Genomic DNA, 16,270 nt, shown 5'->3' with positions numbered 1-16,270 from the left:
CGATCAACTGATCCGGCGTTCGCCGCAGGTTGGTCAATCGTTGTAAGGGCCCTGCCCACGTGCTTGGGTAGGAGAGACTTCGAAGGAGGCATGCGTGCGGCTGGCTGGGCGGGTGATCGTGGTGACCGGTGCCGCGTCGGGGATCGGCGCGGCCTGCGCCGAGCGCGCCCTGACCGAGGGCGCCGGGGTGGTGCAGGTCGACATCCAGCCGTGCCGTGAGCTGCCGGGCCAGGCGCTCAGCGTCGTCGGCGACGTGACGTCGCCCGGCACCTGGGCCGAGGTGGTCGGCCGCGGCCGCGCCGAGCTGGGCCCGATCGACGGTTTCGTCAGCAACGCCTACGTCTCCGACGTCCGGCCGGCTCATGAGATGACACCGGAGTCCTGGCAGCGACAGCTCGACGTCAACCTCAGCGCCGCGTTCCTCGGCTTCCGCGCCCTGCACGAGGATCTCGCCGCCCAGCAGGGCTCCGTCGTCCTGGTGTCGTCGGTGCACGCGCTGGCCGGTATCCCGGGGCACGCGGCGTACTCGGCGAGCAAGGGCGCGCTGGTCGCGCTCGCCCGCGAGCTGGGCGTCGAGTACGGCGGCTCGATCCGGGTGAACTCGGTGCTGCCCGGCCCGATCAAGACCCAGGCCTGGGACCGGTACGGCCCGGAGGATCTGGAGCGGAGCGCGAAGGCGACCGCCGCGAACCGGCTCGGGCAGCCGGACGAAGTGGCGCAGGCAGTGGCATTCCTGTTGTCGGCGGAGGCGTCGTACGTCACCGCCGCCAGCCTGGTGGTCGACGGCGGTTGGTCCGCGGTCAAGGATTCGGCATGAGGGAGAGCAGTGTGGCGGGGATTCAGCGGGGTCTGCACGGCCAGATCGTGGAGGTGATGGCGCAGCGCATCCTCTCCGGGCAGATCGCCGAGGGCGCGACCATCAACGTGCCTGACCTGCAGGCCGATCTCGGGGTCAGCCTGACCGCGGTCCGGGAGGCGCTGAAGGTGCTGACCGCGAAGGGGCTGGTCGACGCGCGCCAGAAGCGCGGCACATTCGTCCGCCCGCGGACGGACTGGAACCTCCTCGACCCCGACATGATCCGCTGGCACTTCAGCGACTCCGACGTCCGGCCCGAGCTGCTCGAGGAGCTGCACGAGGTGCGCGGGATCGTCGAGCCGGCCGCGGCCCGGCTGGCCGCCGTGCGCGCCGAGGACGCGCACCTGGAAGCGCTCGACCTGGCGATGGCCGCGATGGAGTCGGCGTCCGACGACCACGCCGCCGTGGCCGCCGACCTCGCCTTCCATCGCGCGTTGCTCGCGGCAACGGGTAACGAGCTGCTGACCAAGATGGAAGTGATCATGGAGACCGGCCTGGCCGATCGCGATCGCCTGGTGCACAAGGTGAAACCGTCCGACGACCCGGTGCCGAGCCACCGCCGGGTCCTGGACGCGATCCGGGCGCACGACCCGGTCGCCGCCGAGCAGGCGATGCGCGAGCTGCTCGCCAAGGCCGCCGAGGACCTCACCGAGGTGCGGGGCACCCGCCGCGGGCGGCGCGGATGAAGATCGAACGGATCGAGACGTTCCTCGTCCCGCCGCGCTGGCTGTTCTGCCGGATCGAGACCAGCGACGGCGTCGTCGGCTGGGGCGAGCCGGTGGTCGAAGGCCGCGCCGAGGTGGTCCGGACGGCGATCGACGTGCTCTCGGAGTACCTGATCGGGCAGGACCCGCTGCAGATCGAGCGGCACTGGCAGATCCTCACCAAGGGCGGCTTCTACCGCGGCGGGCCGGTGCTGAGCAGCGCCGTCGCGGGTCTGGACCACGCCCTGTGGGACATCGCCGGCAAGGTGTACGGCGCTCCGGTGTCGTCGCTGCTCGGGGGCCGCGTCCGGGACCGGGCGCGGGTGTACGCGTGGGTCGGCGGTGACGAGCCGGCGGCCGTGGCCGACCAGGTCGCCGAGCAGGTCGCGGCCGGGATGACCGCGGTGAAGATGAACGGCAGCGGCCGGATCTCGCCGTCCCCATCGGTTGCCGAGATCAACGACATCGTCGCCAGGCTGAGCGCGGCGCGCACGGCGCTCGGCGATACCAGGGACGTCGCCATCGATCTGCACGGCCGGGTCGGTGTCGCCGGGGCGCGGCGGATCCTGCACGCAGTCGAGGAGCTGGCGCCGATGTTCGTCGAGGAGCCGGTGCTGCCGGAGCACATGTTGCATCTTGCGGATGTCGTCAGCAGTTCGACGGTCCCGGTCGCGCTGGGCGAACGGCTCTACCACCGGACCGATTTCGCCGGGCCGCTGAACGCCGGGATCGCCGTTGTCCAGCCCGACGTCTCGCACGCCGGGGGTATCTCCGAGCTGCGGCGGATCGCCTCGCTGGCCGATACCCATGGCGCCATGCTCGCGCCGCACTGCCCGCTCGGCCCGATCTCCCTGGCCGCCAGCCTGCAGGTCTCCTTCGCGACCCCCAACTTCCTCATCCAGGAGCAGAGCCGCGGGATCCACTACAACATCGCCAACGACCTGACGTCGTACGTCGTCGACCCCACGCCGTTCACTTGGGTGAACGGGCACGCGGAGTACAACCCGTTGCCCGGGCTGGGGATCACCGTCGACGAGACCGCCGTCCGCGCGGCCGACAAACAGGGCCACACCTGGCGCAACCCGGTCTGGACCCAGCCGGACGGCACCTTCGCCGAATGGTGACCATCGACTCCCTCGACGGCGGCCGGTGGACCTCACTCCACCTGGCCGGCCGGGAGTGGCTCTGGGCCGGTCCCGGCCTGGTCGCCGGCCCCCGCACCGGCCACACCGTCTTCACCGACGCCGGCGGTCTCGACGAGTGCTTCCCGACCGTCCGCGGCACACCCGACCACGGCGGCCTCTGGAACCAGCCCTGGTCGGAGTCGGTCACCTATCAAGACACGCAGCTCATCCGCACCTTCACCACCACGACCGACACAGTCGTCGCCGACTACCACCTGACGGCCCCACCTGGCTACGCATTCACCTGGGCAGCCCATGCCTTGCTGGACTGCGAGGTGGGCGCAACCATCTCCGTTGCTGACGGCACCCAATGCCGCCTCTACCCCGAAGCGGCGCCACTACTGGACGACTGGCCCGCGGGAGCGCCTTGGGTTTCCAGCCCCTGGCCGACTTCCATCGATCTCGGCACCTATGCGCCGACTGATGGGACGGCGGTCGGGGCGGTGCTGGTCGACTGCCCGACGGCGACTGTCCGCGACCGCGGGGCGGAGCTCACACTGACCTTGAGTTGCCCTGGACAACCGATCTCGACGGCGCTGTGGCGCAATCTGGGCGGTTTTCCGACCGCGGCGCCGTACCGGAGTTTGGGGGTCGAGCCGATGCTGGGGCGGGTGTTCGACCTGGCGGAGGCCGGGCCGGGCGACGCCGCCGTCGTCCCCCCGAGCGGCGAGCTGGCCTGGCGGCTGACACTCACCGCCAGGCCGGTCTGATGTCAGCCGAGTGGGAGGTCCAGGACGGCGTTCGGCACGGTGGTGCTGTTGGTCGTCCGGATGCTGCCGATCTCGGCCGCGGTCAACGCCCGTTTGTAGAGCCGCACCTCGTCGAACGAGCCGTCGAAGTGATGCGCGCCGTCGATCCGCTGCCCGACGTACATCTTGAACGGACGCCCGGGGCTGACCGAGCCCGCGGGCGCGGCGACGGAGGCGGCCTGCGCGCCGTCCACCCAGATCGCGAGCGTGCCGGCCTTGCGCTGCAGCGCGACGTGATGCCAGGCGTTGTCGTTGTAGGCCTTGGTCGTCTGGACGGCGGCCGTGTTGCCGCCCGTCGTGATCAGCCCGCGGATGCGGCTGTCGCCGGGCTCGGCGCGCAGCCAGAACTGCGAGTACTCGTTGATGTTGTAGCCCCAGAAGATCGCCTGCGGGCCGGTGCTCGCGCCGTACTTGATCCACGTCATCGCCGTGAAGTCACCGGCCCCAACCGCAAGCGGCTCGGCGAACGGGAGCTGGATCGCGTCGTCGACGCCGTCGAGATCGCGTGCTTGGCCGAACTTCCCGGCGACGGACGTCGTACCACCGCGCAGGTAGCTGTGGTTGCCGAGACCCGAGACGTCGGGCGTCGTCGTACCGAGCGGGGCGTCCGGGTGCCCGATGTCGTTCTCGGTGAAGCGGGCAAAGCGGATCTGATCGCGCGCGTCGACCGAGCCGCCTTCGTACAACAGGCCGATCTCGCCGGTGTCGAGGATCGCCATGTCGGAGTAGCCGGACCAGTCGCTGGTGATTCGGGTGCCGTCGGCAACGGATTGCCAGGTCTTGCCCTCGTCGAAACTGGAGCGGATCGTCAGGTACCGGCGGCGCTCCGGATCGGCCGGCCCCGCGAACAGGATCCGGTTGTACTTGTCGCCCCGATCGACCGCCCGCAACCGCTGGAGCGACGTCTGCACGACGGGTGTGGTCAGCCCGGCGACCGTCGCGTACGGCGCGGCGTACGTCTGGCCACCGTCGTTGCTGACCGCCGTCATCCGGTTCGCGCCTGGGCCGCCGGCGTTGTTCCGGGCCATGGCCAGGACGCCGCCGTTCACCTTCTCGACGACGCTGATCTCCTGGGGCGTGGCGCCGTCCGTCCGCAGATCCGTGGCGCCCTTGTGCCAGGTCTCGCCGCTGTCGTCGCTGTAGACGAGCTGCGCGGCGTCCTTGCCCCCGACGTCGTAGTTGGTCCCGGCGACCAGCCGGCCGGCGTGCGCGCCGCGGGTGAGCTGGATGCCGTGCACCGGGCCGGTCGCATACCAGCCCCATGCCGGGTCGTCGATCTGGTCGGCGATGTTCTTCGCCTTGCTCCAGGTCTTCCCGTCGTCATCGCTGAACTGGACGTACGGCGTCCGCGGCCGGCTCGTCGTGCCGGGATCCATCGTGGTCAGCAGCACCACCCGGCCGGTCTCCAGGTCGACGATCGGCGCGGGGTTGCCGCGGGTGGCCGGAGCGTTCGGGTCGGTGTCGGAGCCGGACAGCACGGTCTTCGCGGCCGACCAGGTGCGGCCGTCGTCGTCGGAGCGTTTCAGCACCAGGTCGATCTCCTGCGAGTCGTCGCACCACGTCCGCCGGGCCTCGGCGAACGCGAGCAACGCGCCGGTCTTCGTCTTCACGATCGCGGGGATGCGGTAGCAGCCGTAGCCGGCGTCCCCCTTGTTGAAGAGCACGGTCTGGGTGATCGCGGCCGGTTGCAGATCGGCTTCGGCGCTGACGGCCGGCACCAGCAGCGTGGTGGCCAGCAGCAGCGTGAGTCGTCGTGTGGGCATGGGCGGATGCCTCCAAGGGAACGGAAAGTGAACAACCCCACGGACTGTTCGGTGGGTAACTTATCGCCTGAGCCGCCGGTAATCCAGAGAACATCAGACGTCCTATGTCTTAACGTGAAACCCCAGGAGAACCCATGGACCTACTCGCCGAGCTCCGCACCCGCAAACTTCTCGCGATCATCCGCGCCGACTCCGCCGCCACCGCGCTGGCCTGTGTCGACACCCTGGTCGAAGCCGGCGTCACCGCCCTCGAGATCTCCCTCACCACCCCCGACGCGGTAGCCGCCATCGCCCAGGCCCGCGCCACCCACAACCCCACCATCCTGATCGGCGCCGGCACCGTCCTCACCCCCGCTCAGGCCGACCAGGTAGCCGCCGCCGGCGCCACCTTCGCCGTCACCCCCGCCATCACGCAAGGCGCCCACCGCGCCGTCCACCTCGGCCTCCCCCTCCTCTGCGGCGCCCTCACCCCCACCGAAGTAGTAGCAGCCCTCGACCTCGGCGCCACCGCCGTCAAAATCTTCCCCGCCAAAACCCACGGCCCCGCCTACCTCCGCGAACTGGCCGCCCCCCTCCCCCAAGCCCCCCTCATCGCCGTAGGCGGCATAGACGCCACCACCGCCCCCCTCTACCTGGAAGCCGGCGCCCTAGCCGTAGGCGTCGGCTCCCCCCTCCTAGGCCCCGCCGCCACCGGCGGCCCCCTCCCCGACCTAACCACCCGAGCCACCACCTTCCGCCAAACCCTCGGCCTCTAACCCCACCCCGCCCGCCCCCAACCCCCGCACACGAACACCCGCCCCTCTCCGCGGCCGCCGACCAACCCGACCACCGCCCAACGGCCCGGCCGCCTCCACCGACCCGACCACCGCGACCCCGGAGTGACGAACGATGACTGATCTGCTGACCATCGGCGAGACGATGGTGTCCCTCCGCACGCCTCGCGCCATGCGGCTGGGCGGCGGCGCGCACCTGTCGATCGCCGGCTCCGAGACGAACGTCGCGATCGGCGTCGCGCGACTCGGCCACCAGGCGGCCTGGTTGGGCGCGGTCGGCAACGACGAGCCCGGCCGGCTGATCCAGCGCACCCTCAGAGCAGAAGGCGTCGACACCACCCAGATGCGTTTCGACGACGACAACTTCACCGGGTTCATCGCGTTCGACCAGCCCTCCCACGACATCACCCGGGTCAGCTACCACCGCCGCGGCTCCGCCGGCTCCACCCTCACCGACGCCGACTGCACCCGAGCCCTCGAAACCACCACCCCGCGCCTCCTGCACGTCACCGGCATCACCCCCGCCCTCTCCCCGACGACCCGAGCCGCAACGCTCACCGCCGTCCGGGCAGCCCGGGCCGCCGGCGTCCAGGTCTCACTCGACGTCAACTACCGCGCCCGCCTGTGGTCCCGCGCCGACGCCGCCACCGCCCTCCGCGAACTCCTCCCCCACATCCACACCGTCTTCGCCTCGGACGACGAACTCGACATCCTCACCGACGCCGAAGACCCTGTCGCCGCCCTCCTCACCACCGCCGCCGAGGTAGTCGTCACGGCGGGCGGCAAAGGCGCCTGGTCCCATACCACCAGCGGCACCCTCCACCGCCCGGCCCTCCCCGTCACCGTGGTCGACAGCATCGGCGCCGGCGACGCCTTCGTCTCGGGCTACCTCTCCGCCACCCTCGACCACCTCACCCCCGAGGCCCGCCTCGACCGAGCCACCACCTCCGGCGCCTTCTGCGTCACCGCCCTAGGCGACTGGGAGTCCCTCCCCACCCGCCAAGACCTGACCCTGCTGACACACGCCCAAGGCACGGCCCTCCGCTAGGCCTACCCGAATGCCTGCGCCGGGGTCTGGGCGGCGCCGACGGCGTACTCGGCCTGAAACTGCACTTCGCCGACGGCAGCCAGCGCTCGCGTGCGGACGGCGTCCAACTCGAGCCCGTCGTCGGGATCGGGTACTTGACCGATCGCGGCGTACGCGGTGTCGGTGAGGCCGACCATGCGAGCGGCGTACGGGTGGTCGCCTTCGGCGGAGGCGAGAGCTGCGGCGGCTACGCAGACGTACGGGACGAAGGAGTCATAGCCTTCGCGGAAGACCCGCTCGCGACCGGCCAGGAACAGCTCTCTCGCACGGGCCAGATTGCCCAGGTTCAGCTCGGTGAAAGCGAGGTTGTGGTACTCGGAGTTGACCATCTCCGCCTGCCCAAGTTCTTCGTTCAGCGCGATGCTCGCCAAGTACAGCTCGCGCGCCCGCTCGAAGTCCCCAGCCATCCGGGTCACCCCCGCCAGCACATGCCGCGGCCGCTCCTCCAGCCGCCGATCGCCAGATCGCTCGGCTACCGCAAGCGCCTCGCTCGCCAACTCAGCCGCCCGCGGCAGATCCTCACCACGAATCGAAACCCGCGACATCGCGTACAGCGCCTCCACCTCACCCGCAGCATCCCCCGCGGCCCGCGCGCGCTCCAGCTCCGCGCCGGCCGTCCGCATCACCTCAGCACTGTCGCCACGCCGAAATGCCGCCCGTACCTCGACTTCGAAGCTCACACCGCCAATCTACCGACACGCCGCCGCACCGCACGCACCACGGCCACCGACTCCAGAGTGGACGGCGTGCAGCGCACGGTGATCCTCGCGCCACACGGCGGCGGCATCAGCTGGTACGACGGGAGCTGGTTGCCGTTCGCCTTCAGCGTGAGCGAAACCGGCACCTCCGAGCTCTGCCTCGCGATCGCCGGCTACCACCCCGCCGACCTGACCCCGAGCGGCCCACTCCACGACTACTGGATGTTCGAAGGCTTACTTGCCTCCGGCAACGGTGACCTGCACGTCAAGTCCACCAACTGCGACGATCACACCGCCCGCTCCCTCGCGGCCGGCGCACTCAACGCCATCGGCCTGCACGGCTGCAAACCCGACCAGGCCGGTCTCCCCTGCGCCAAGCTATGTTCGGCACCAACACCCGCCCCGAACGCAAGAACACCACGCTCGCGATCTTCTGGGCCTTCACCAACGCCACCCGAGCAGCCATCGCCGACGTCGAGGCCACCCAACCAGTCCGGTAGCTAGACCTGCTCCGCCAACAACGCGCGCCCGGCCCGGTCGTAGTAGGTGATCGTCAACGCCTCGGTGTCGAACGTCCACTTCTCGACCCCGAGCTCAGCCAGCCCGCGCGACATGTCGACGTACGAAACCCCGCCGGCCGCCACCTGCTCGAGCAACTCGACCACAGCCACCTGATCACTCGTCGCCGCGACCTCGAACACCTCATGCGCCGGCTCCGTCGTCACCGCGAGCCCATCCGCGCCGAAGTACGTCGTCCGCCCATCAGCCAAATACGAATCGCTACTCCACACCCCCACCGCCCGCAACGCCCCCAAGTACGCCGCCGGCGTCGATGCACTCCCCAACCGCTCATGGATCTCCTCGACCTGCGCCAAGGTGAACCCGGCCGGCCGCTCGAACAACAGCTCCAGCCCGTCCTCGTCGTCCCACTGATCGCCAACCTGCACGAACCCGTACTTCGCCACGGTCGCCAGTGAGGCCACGTTCTCCGGGCTGATCGACGCCCGCACCACCTGGACGCCGGGCTCCCCGGCGGCCCGCTCCAGCAGCGCGCCCAGGATCGCCGTCGCGAACCCCCGCCGCCGGTACGCCGGATCGACGGTGTACCCGACCTCGACCATCCCCTGCTCATCAGGTGGCCCGTGGAACCCGGCGTACCCGATCACCTCGCCACGCGGCTCGGCCACCACCGCCCGCACGATCCAGGCGGCAGCCGCGGGATCGCTCGCCAGCTGCCGCAACCGAAAGTCCCAAAGCCACTTCGCGGCGTCGCTGACGAACAGCTCCCCCAACTCGACCCCAACCAGCTCCCGAGCCGCCGCCAGCTCACCCGCCAGCAAGGCGGTCAGCACCGGCGGCGGCAACCCCACGAACCGAACGCTCTGCGACCCCATGCCGCCGATCATCCGGCCCGCTGGACCGGCTGTCCACGCGATATCAGGAGACGAGGTCGGCTTGGGCCTGGATCTCGGCTTCGGGGTTGATGGGGAGGACGATCGTGAAGACCGTGTTACCGGGTTCGGAGTGGACGCGGAGGTCGCCGTGGTGTTTCTTGACCACGATGCGCCAGGAGATGTCAAGGCCGAGGCCGGTGCCTTCGCCGATGGGTTTGGTGGTGAAGAAGGGCTCGAAGATGCGGGTGCGGATCTCGGCGGGGATACCGGGGCCGGTGTCGCCGATCTCGACGACGGCGTACTGGCCGTCGCGGCGGGTCCGCAGGGTGAGGGTGCCGGAGCCGTGCATGGCCTGGACGGCGTTGTCGATGATATTCGTCCAGACCTGGTTGAGCTCGGCGGCGTACGCCGGGATCTGCGGCAGGTCGGGGTCGAAATCCTTGACGATCGTCAGGCCTTCGAGTTTGCCCGACATCATCACCAGCGTCGACTTCAGCAGCTCGCGCAGGCTGACGACCTGGTAGGGCGCGCGGTCGATCTGCGAGTACTGCTTGGCGGCGCCGACCAGCGTCGAGATGCGGGTCACGGAGTCGTCGATCTCGTTCATCAGCGACTCGGTGTCGATCGTGTACATCAGCCAGCGGACGGCGCCTTCGAGGTACTCGTCGCCGACTGCCGCGCGGACGCCCTCCATCCAGGAGGCATCCAGGCCGACGGCGGCGAGCACCGGAGCGACGTCCCAGCTGTCGCGGACGCCGTGGTCGTCGAGCCAGTCGGACAACTCGTCCTCGGCGTCGCTCTGCTCCATGGCGGACAGGTCCCGCGCCTTGGCGACGCGTTCGACGGCGTCCTCCTGGATGGCGACGATCTTGTGCAACTTGGTCGCATCGAGGGTGCCGTCGGCAAGCATCGCCAGCTTGTGCCGCATACCGGCCACGCGCTGTCGCAGCGTCGCGGCCGCCCGCACCGCCGCGGCGGCCGGGTTGTTCAGCTCGTGGGTCAGGCCGGCCGACAGCGAGCCCAGGGCCAGCAGGCGTTCCCGCTGACCGACGGTCTCGTTGCTGCGCCGCGTGCCCATCACGAAGCCCTCGATCAGGTGCACCGCCATCGGGAACCACGTGCTGATCATGGTCGCCATGGTGCGGGCGTCGATCACGTAGAAGTCCGACGGCTCCAGCACGTACATCGAGGCGTTGTAGGTGTTGCTGTGGTCGTCGTCCCCGAAGAAGGCGCCGAAAGCGCCGGAGTAGACGCCGCGCTGCGAGCTGCGGTTGGTCTCGACCTCCTCACCCTGCAGCAGCTTGCACATCCGGAGCGACCCGGAGAGCAGCATGTAGCAGCAGGTCGCCTCCGCGCCCTCCTGGAAGACCCGCCCCTCCTCGACGTGGATGATGTAGCCCTCGCGCGCGATCCAGTCGAGCTGCTCGTCGTTCAGCGCCTCGAACAGGAAGAGCGTGCGCAGCTCGTCCCGCGTCATCCGGCGCAGCTCGCCGGCGTCAGTATCGGCCACAGTCATCAGAGCATCTCCAGGTATCGGTGCACCAAGGTCACGGCCATCGCGCCGTCACCGACCGCCGAGGCGACCCGCTTGACGGACTCCGCCCGCACATCCCCCGCGGCGAAGACGCCGGGCATGCTCGTCTCCAGGTGGTAGGGATCGCGGTCCAGGGCCCAGCCCGGCGGCCGCCCGCGCAGATCCGGCCCGGTGAGCACGAAACCGCGCTCGTCGCGGAGCAGGTCGCCGGGCAGCCAGTCCGTCCGCGGTGCCGCGCCGATGAACACGAACATCCACTCCGTGTCCACCTCCCGGCTCTCCCCGGAGGCGCTGTTCACCAGCGTCACGCGCTCCAAGTGTTCCGAACCCTTGCAGGAGACCACCTGCGTACAGGTGTGCACCTCGATGTTGTCGATGCCGGCGATCTGATCGATCAGGTACGACGACATGGTCGCCTCGAGTGAGGGACCTCTTACCAGCATATGCACGCGGGCAGCGTGTTTCGAGAAATAGACCGCGGCCTGACCGGCGGAGTTCGCCCCGCCGACGATGTAGACCTCCTGGCCGGCGCAGCTGGGCCCCTCGGTGGTGGCGGCGCCGTAGTAGATCCCGCGGCCGCACAGGTCGTCCATGCCGGGCGCATCGAGCTGCCGGTACGCAACACCGGTCGCCAGGATGACCGAGTGCGCGGAGATCTCGCTCCCGTCGGAGAACTTCAGTCTGCGCGCCGAACCGAGCGTCTCCAGCCCTACTACCTGCCGGGCCGTCAGCAGCTCGGCGCCGAACCGCACCGCCTGCCGCCGGGCCCGGTCGGTGAGCTGTGCGCCGGACACGCCATCCGGGAAGCCCAGGTAGTTCTCGATGCGGCTGGACTGGCCGGCCTGGCCGCCAGTCGCAACCTGCTCGACCAGAACCGTCCGCAGCCCCTCACTGGCGCCGTAAACGGCCGCACCGAGCCCAGCCGGGCCGCCACCGACCACTACAAGGTCGTAGAACTCCTCGGCCGGATGCGTCGCCAGACCGACCTTGTCGGCCAGCTCTGCCTCGGACGGCGCCACCAGCACCGAGCCGTCCGGGGTGATGACGACAGGCAGCGTCGCACCGTCGATACCGGCCGCTTCGAGCAGCCGCTTGCTCTCGTCGTCGTCGACACCGAGCCACTGGTAGGGGACGGCGTTCCGGGCGAGGAAGTCCCGAGCGGCGAACGAGGGGGCCGACCAGCGGTGGCCGATCACCCTGGTCTCGTCGGAGGGCGCCACCGGCGTCGACTTCCAGAGGTCGAGCATCGAATCGACCACCGGGTAGAGCTTCTCCTCCGGCGGGTTCCACGGTTTGAGCAGGTAGTGGTCGAGGTCGACCACGTTGATCGCCTGGATCGCGGCGTCGGTGTCGGCGTACGCCGTCAGCAGCACGCGCCGGGCGAGCGGGTACAGGTCCATCGCGGCCTCGAGGAACTCGATACCGGACATCTGGGGCATGCGGTAGTCGGCCAGGAGCAGGGCCACCGGCTCGCCCCGGAGCTTGAGCTCCTTGAGGGCGTCCAGCGCCTGGGCCGGGGTCTCCGCCCGGACGATCCGGTGGTCCTCGGCGTACCGCCGGCGCAGGTCACGGGCGATGGACCGGGAAACGCCCGGATCGTCGTCCACGGTGAGGATCACCGGGCGGGAAGTCGACGCAGTCATGCCTCCTTCATACCAGCGAAAACCTACAAAGAGGGATCGGTGGTCCACAGGCCTCGGTTCGGTCCGCAGGGGCGGGTACGGACCGAACCTCGGCCTCGGGCCTGCAACCGCCTGGTTACGGGAGGGCGGCGAGGAATGGGGCGTGACTGTTGCGGAACTCCCAGTTGTAGTACTTGTCCCAGTTGATCGACCACGTCATCAGGCCGCGGAACGCCGGTGAGACGCCGCCCCGCAGCGTGTAGCCGCCGCAGCTCTGGCCCTTGACCAGGCAGTTCACCGCGGCCTGCACCTGTGCCGGCGGGGTGTACCCGTTCCCGGCGCTGGTCGCGGCCGGGACGCCGAACGCGATCTGGTCCTCCCGGAGCCCCGGGAAGGTGTGTCCGGTGGTGCCGACCGGGAAGCCGGCCTTGATCATGTCGGTCATCGCGATGTGGAAGTCCGCGCCGCCCATCGTGTGGTACTGGTTGTCCAGCCCCATCACCGGGCCGGAGTTGTAGTCCTGGACGTGCAGCACGGTCAGCGCGTCCCGCATCGCATGGATCACCGGCAGGTAGGAGCCGCGGCGGTTGTCGCCGCCGTTCGTCCCCGGGCCGTAGAACTGGTAGCCGATCTGGACGAAGAACGTCTCCGGCGCCATCGTCAGCACGAACTTCGACCCGTACTTCGTCTTCAGCGACTTGAGCGCCGAGATCAGGTTCACCACGACCGGAGTGGTCGGGTTGCGGAAGTCGGTGTCGTTCGGATCCAGGTAGAGGGAGTGGCCCTCGAAATCGACATCCAGACCGTCCAGGCCCCAGCGGTCGATGATGGCGCCGACCGAGTTCACGAACGCGTCCCGGGCCGCTGCGGTGGTCAGCGAGACCTGTCCGTTCTGGCCGCCGATCGAGAGCAGCACCTTCTTACCGGCGGCCTGTTTGGCCTTGATCGCGGCCAGGAAGTCCGCATCGCTCTCCACGTTCGGGCACTCGGCCACCGGGCAGCGGTTGAACCGGATGTCGCCGGACGTCGGCGTGGTCGGCTCACCGAACGACAGGTTGATGATGTTCCACTCACTCGGCACATCGGCCATCCGCACGTACCCGGAGCCGTTGGCGAAACTGGCGTGCAGGTACCCGATCAGGGCGTGTTTCGGCAGCCCGGTGTTCGTGCAGCCGGTCGTCGTCGCTGACACCGGAGCCGACTTGGCCGACTCCCCGGCGCTGTTGTACGCCGCCACCGTGTACGAGTGACTCGTGCACGCGGCCAGCCCGCTGATGGTCGCCGTCGTCCCGGTGCCGGTCTGGACAACGGACGCTCCTTCGTAGACCCGATAGCCGGTGACCGTGCCACTCGACGCGCCCCAGCTCAGCGAGATCGCGCTGTTCGTCGTACCGGTCACGGACGGCGTGCCCGGTACGCCCGGCGTCCCCGGGTTCGGATTGCCGCCCGGCCCGTCCAGACTGATGTCATCGGCCTGGTACGCCGGTTGGCCGTACCAGCCGTGGACGAAGATCTGGGCCGAGGTCTGACTGGCGCCGGTGGTGAAGGAGACGCTCAGCTGCGTGAAACTCGCGGCGGACGGCGTCCACGTCGACGAGCCGCCGGTGACGCCCAGGTAGACGTAGGAGCCGCGGACCCAGCCGGACAGCGTGTAGGCCGTGTTCGGCTGGACGGCCACGGTCTGACTGCACTGCGCGAAATCCGAGCTGGAGACCGCGCCGTTGAGCGCGTACCCGCCGCTGCGGACCGGGCTCGTGACGACCGAGCCGCCGGAGCAACTCCAGCCGCTCAGCGAGCCGGTCTCGAAACCCGGGTTGGTCAGGATGTTCGCGGCCTGCGCGGTTTGGGCGCCGCCGACCACGAGTAACAGCAGGCCGAGGACGACAGCAAGGCACCGGGAACGCATGGTGGACCTCCGGGGCGGTTGGGGTGGATTAAGTAGAGAGGCTCCGTAACTAGGTGGTCAATGCGTGACAGCTGTCGGATTGCCGCCGCTGTCCGATCACCGCCATCGGCGGCGGGCGCTCAGGGACCGCAACTCAGACACGGCCACACCTGACCGCACCGAACACACGAACCGTCGATCCCGGGGGCCGGCAACCACACCGCGGCGGGTACGGCTCGCCGCTCGGCTGCTCCCGGCCGCGCTTCGGGCGCCGGGCCGGGCCCGGCCGACCAGTGCAGCTGAGTCCGGCCGTCCGCGGCATGAGCGGCCAGCAGCGGGTCGAGGCCGTCCCAGGTGGAGGTGCTCGGCCAGGGACCACGCCAGCGCAGCGCGACCGAGCCGTCGGCCCACTCCACTCCCTCGGCCAGCGTGCCGGTGCCCCGCAGACCGGACGCGTCGGCATGGCGCACCAGCCGGAAGAGCCGGGCCTGTCGCCGCATCGTGTTCATGCGTTGAAGATTCGCCCACCTGCGCCCTGCCCCACCAGGTGTGAGCAGTGGGCTCCCCGAACAGCCCACACCGCCACCGAACTGCCCACCCAAAAGCCCACACCGGCTGCCGGTCAGTGCCGCCGGTTTTGTCGGAGGGACCTTGTAACTTCCTTCCCACGCACCGCAACCACCAGGCGTACCAGCGAGCGAGCCGGAGGGCTCGCAGCACCGACGGGGGTGATCCTGTGGCCGAGACCCGGACCGAAACCACGACCCGGACCAGCCGCCTCGCCGACCAACCTGCCGACAGAACAGTTGGCGGGGGTGGAGAGCCGGCTGGGGGGTTCGGCGCCGAGCTGCGGCGGAGTCGGCAGGCGGCTGGGCTGAGCTTGCGGCGGCTCGCTGGGCGGGTCGGGTACGACCACAGTTATCTGTCTCAGGTGGAGCGGGGCCAGCGGCCGGGGTCGGCCGACCTGGCTCGCCGCTGCGATCGCGAGCTCGGCACGGCCGACCGGCTGGCGACGGCCTTCGCGAGCAGCCCCGCCCGGTCCCGCGCGAAGCCCGCGCCCGCCCCGCGCCCGGGTGGCGCACCTGACCTGATGCAGGCCACTTGGGAGTGGGTCGCCGGTTCCTTGGCCGGCCTCGTCGAGCCGGTTCCGTTCCCCGACCGGCGTACGATCCCGCCGGCGCGGCTGCTGCCTGAGCTGCTGAGCGAGCTGCGCCGGGTCGATCCGTCGGCGAGCGGCTCCGAGCCCCATGCGGCCGAGCTGTGCGCGTTGATCGCCGAGACGCTGACCGACCTCGGTCGCGCCACTGAAACGCAGCGGTGGTGGCGGGCCGCGCGCAGCCTGGCCGCGGCGTCCGGTGCGGGCCGGCTGGAGGGCCTGATGCTGGTTCGGGAGGCGATCAGCGGTCTCGTCGAGCAGCGACCACCGGCCGCCTTGCTGGAGCTGACGGCGGCAGCGCTGACGCTGGCCGATCCGGCGCGGCCAGAGCTCCTCTTGCGAGCCCACGCCGTCCAGGCCGAGCTGCTGGTCGCTATGGGCCGGCCGGCGGCTGCTCACCTCAGCTTGCAGGCGGCGCTGCGCGCCGGCAGCGCGTTGCCGTCAGCAACTACTGACGAGCATGCGCCGTCCGATGCGCTCGCAGTGGAGGGGCGAGCCTGCGTAGCGCTCGGCTACTGGGATGCGGGCTGTCTGTTCCTGCAGCGCGCGCTGACACTCTGCCCGGCCGGTTGGCTCGCGGAGCAGGCCGGTCTGCAGATGTCGATCGCCGAGTGTCTTGCGCTCAGCGGCGACGGCGCAGCAGCGCTTGCCCAGGCCATGCGGTCGCTGGTCGAGCTGCCGGACGAGTGGCACACCGCCTCCCTGTATGCCGCCGCCGAGCGCGTCCTCAGCACGGTCCGCACCCAAGAGCCACAGCTGACCGCGGTCTGGAGTCTCCACGCATTGCTGGAGCGTCGCGCCTACCAGGGCCGAAGTGTGGGCGTCAGCTCGTCGCCCGGCGGAGGTTGGGGGTAGCGTGCCGAAG

The 16,270-nt window shown here is 70.1% G+C and carries 15 protein-coding genes; 8 read left to right on the top strand and 7 right to left on the bottom strand.

Annotated elements, in window-relative coordinates:
* Positions 1 to 94: 94 nt before the first annotated feature.
* The 4 genes from HPO96_RS24550 to HPO96_RS24535 are packed head-to-tail and all read left to right on the top strand — an operon-like array spanning position 95 to position 3,454.
* Positions 95 to 817 carry an SDR family oxidoreductase gene (locus HPO96_RS24550; protein ID WP_171676417.1) on the top strand — a complete coding sequence of 241 codons (723 nt, stop codon included), beginning with the start codon at positions 95 to 97 and terminating at the stop codon, positions 815 to 817.
* Positions 814 to 1,542, top strand: a complete 729-nt coding sequence (locus tag HPO96_RS24545; RefSeq protein ID WP_171676415.1) for a FadR/GntR family transcriptional regulator — start codon at positions 814 to 816, stop codon at positions 1,540 to 1,542. The genes HPO96_RS24550 and HPO96_RS24545 overlap by 4 nt, the downstream gene beginning before the upstream one ends.
* Positions 1,539 to 2,684 carry a galactonate dehydratase gene (dgoD, locus tag HPO96_RS24540; protein ID WP_171676413.1) on the top strand — a complete coding sequence of 382 codons (1,146 nt, stop codon included), beginning with the start codon at positions 1,539 to 1,541 and terminating at the stop codon, positions 2,682 to 2,684. The genes HPO96_RS24545 and dgoD overlap by 4 nt, the downstream gene beginning before the upstream one ends.
* The gene (locus tag HPO96_RS24535; RefSeq protein ID WP_171676410.1) at positions 2,678 to 3,454 is read left to right on the top strand and encodes a hypothetical protein; all 777 of its coding nucleotides are present in this window, start codon (positions 2,678 to 2,680) and stop codon (positions 3,452 to 3,454) included. The genes dgoD and HPO96_RS24535 overlap by 7 nt, the downstream gene beginning before the upstream one ends.
* A 2-nt stretch (positions 3,455 to 3,456) precedes the next feature.
* On the opposite strand, the gene HPO96_RS24530 is transcribed toward HPO96_RS24535, so the two are convergent.
* Complete coding sequence (locus tag HPO96_RS24530; RefSeq protein ID WP_171676408.1) at positions 3,457 to 5,256, bottom strand: sialidase family protein; 1,800 nt, start codon at positions 5,254 to 5,256, stop codon at positions 3,457 to 3,459.
* 134 nt (positions 5,257 to 5,390) lie between these two features.
* Between HPO96_RS24530 and HPO96_RS24525 the strand changes: the two genes are divergently transcribed.
* Positions 5,391 to 6,011: a bifunctional 4-hydroxy-2-oxoglutarate aldolase/2-dehydro-3-deoxy-phosphogluconate aldolase gene (locus tag HPO96_RS24525; protein WP_171676406.1), complete on the top strand. Its 621-nt coding sequence runs from the start codon at positions 5,391 to 5,393 to the stop codon at positions 6,009 to 6,011.
* A gap of 133 nt (positions 6,012 to 6,144) precedes the next feature.
* Complete coding sequence (locus HPO96_RS24520) at positions 6,145 to 7,077, top strand: sugar kinase (RefSeq protein WP_171676404.1); 933 nt, start codon at positions 6,145 to 6,147, stop codon at positions 7,075 to 7,077.
* Between the two features lie 2 nt (positions 7,078 to 7,079).
* On the opposite strand, the gene HPO96_RS39720 is transcribed toward HPO96_RS24520, so the two are convergent.
* The gene (locus HPO96_RS39720; RefSeq protein ID WP_202886352.1) at positions 7,080 to 7,796 is read right to left on the bottom strand and encodes a hypothetical protein; all 717 of its coding nucleotides are present in this window, start codon (positions 7,794 to 7,796) and stop codon (positions 7,080 to 7,082) included.
* Positions 7,797 to 7,862: 66 nt separating this feature from the next.
* Between HPO96_RS39720 and HPO96_RS39715 the strand changes: the two genes are divergently transcribed.
* Positions 7,863 to 8,318: a poly-gamma-glutamate hydrolase family protein gene (locus tag HPO96_RS39715; RefSeq protein WP_202886351.1), complete on the top strand. Its 456-nt coding sequence runs from the start codon at positions 7,863 to 7,865 to the stop codon at positions 8,316 to 8,318.
* Here the strand turns inward: HPO96_RS39715 and HPO96_RS24505 are convergent.
* The 5 genes from HPO96_RS24505 to HPO96_RS24485 all read right to left on the bottom strand — a co-directional run bounded on the left by HPO96_RS24505 (position 8,315) and on the right by HPO96_RS24485 (position 14,758).
* Positions 8,315 to 9,208, bottom strand: coding sequence for a GNAT family N-acetyltransferase (locus HPO96_RS24505; protein WP_171676397.1), 894 nt, complete (start codon positions 9,206 to 9,208; stop codon positions 8,315 to 8,317). The two genes, HPO96_RS39715 and HPO96_RS24505, sit on opposite strands and share 4 nt — an antisense overlap.
* Positions 9,209 to 9,251: 43 nt before the next feature.
* Positions 9,252 to 10,724: an ATP-binding protein gene (locus HPO96_RS24500; protein WP_171676395.1), complete on the bottom strand. Its 1,473-nt coding sequence runs from the start codon at positions 10,722 to 10,724 to the stop codon at positions 9,252 to 9,254.
* A complete protein-coding gene (locus HPO96_RS24495) occupies positions 10,724 to 12,385 on the bottom strand; it encodes an NAD(P)/FAD-dependent oxidoreductase (protein ID WP_171676393.1) in 1,662 nt (553 codons plus the stop codon). The genes HPO96_RS24500 and HPO96_RS24495 overlap by 1 nt, the downstream gene beginning before the upstream one ends.
* A 115-nt stretch (positions 12,386 to 12,500) precedes the next feature.
* Entirely contained in the window at positions 12,501 to 14,270 is a 1,770-nt protein-coding gene (locus tag HPO96_RS24490) for a chitinase (protein ID WP_171676392.1), read from the bottom strand.
* Positions 14,271 to 14,389: 119 nt separating this feature from the next.
* Entirely contained in the window at positions 14,390 to 14,758 is a 369-nt protein-coding gene (locus tag HPO96_RS24485; RefSeq protein ID WP_171676390.1) for a hypothetical protein, read from the bottom strand.
* Between the two features lie 227 nt (positions 14,759 to 14,985).
* Here HPO96_RS24485 and HPO96_RS24480 point away from each other — a divergent pair, with 227 nt between their 5' ends.
* Complete coding sequence (locus tag HPO96_RS24480) at positions 14,986 to 16,260, top strand: helix-turn-helix domain-containing protein (protein ID WP_171676387.1); 1,275 nt, start codon at positions 14,986 to 14,988, stop codon at positions 16,258 to 16,260.
* Positions 16,261 to 16,270 lie beyond the last annotated feature (10 nt).

This window comes from Kribbella sandramycini (genome assembly GCF_013131805.1).
GTDB classification, from domain to species: Bacteria; Actinomycetota; Actinomycetes; order Propionibacteriales; family Kribbellaceae; genus Kribbella; species Kribbella sandramycini.
This window is presented reverse-complemented; position numbering and strand designations above follow the sequence as displayed.

Coding starts and splice junctions, on each gene's coding strand:
- HPO96_RS24545 (WP_171676415.1), top strand. CDS start 814: ATGAGGGAGAGCAGTGTGGCGGGGATTCAGCGGGGTCTGCACGGCCAG.
- HPO96_RS24495 (WP_171676393.1), bottom strand. CDS start 12,385: ATGACTGCGTCGACTTCCCGCCCGGTGATCCTCACCGTGGACGACGAT.
- HPO96_RS24530 (WP_171676408.1), bottom strand. CDS start 5,256: ATGCCCACACGACGACTCACGCTGCTGCTGGCCACCACGCTGCTGGTG.
- HPO96_RS24525 (WP_171676406.1), top strand. CDS start 5,391: ATGGACCTACTCGCCGAGCTCCGCACCCGCAAACTTCTCGCGATCATC.
- HPO96_RS24520 (WP_171676404.1), top strand. CDS start 6,145: ATGACTGATCTGCTGACCATCGGCGAGACGATGGTGTCCCTCCGCACG.
- HPO96_RS24500 (WP_171676395.1), bottom strand. CDS start 10,724: ATGACTGTGGCCGATACTGACGCCGGCGAGCTGCGCCGGATGACGCGG.
- HPO96_RS24490 (WP_171676392.1), bottom strand. CDS start 14,270: ATGCGTTCCCGGTGCCTTGCTGTCGTCCTCGGCCTGCTGTTACTCGTG.
- HPO96_RS24485 (WP_171676390.1), bottom strand. CDS start 14,758: ATGAACACGATGCGGCGACAGGCCCGGCTCTTCCGGCTGGTGCGCCAT.
- dgoD (WP_171676413.1), top strand. CDS start 1,539: ATGAAGATCGAACGGATCGAGACGTTCCTCGTCCCGCCGCGCTGGCTG.
- HPO96_RS24505 (WP_171676397.1), bottom strand. CDS start 9,208: ATGGGGTCGCAGAGCGTTCGGTTCGTGGGGTTGCCGCCGCCGGTGCTG.
- HPO96_RS24535 (WP_171676410.1), top strand. CDS start 2,678: ATGGTGACCATCGACTCCCTCGACGGCGGCCGGTGGACCTCACTCCAC.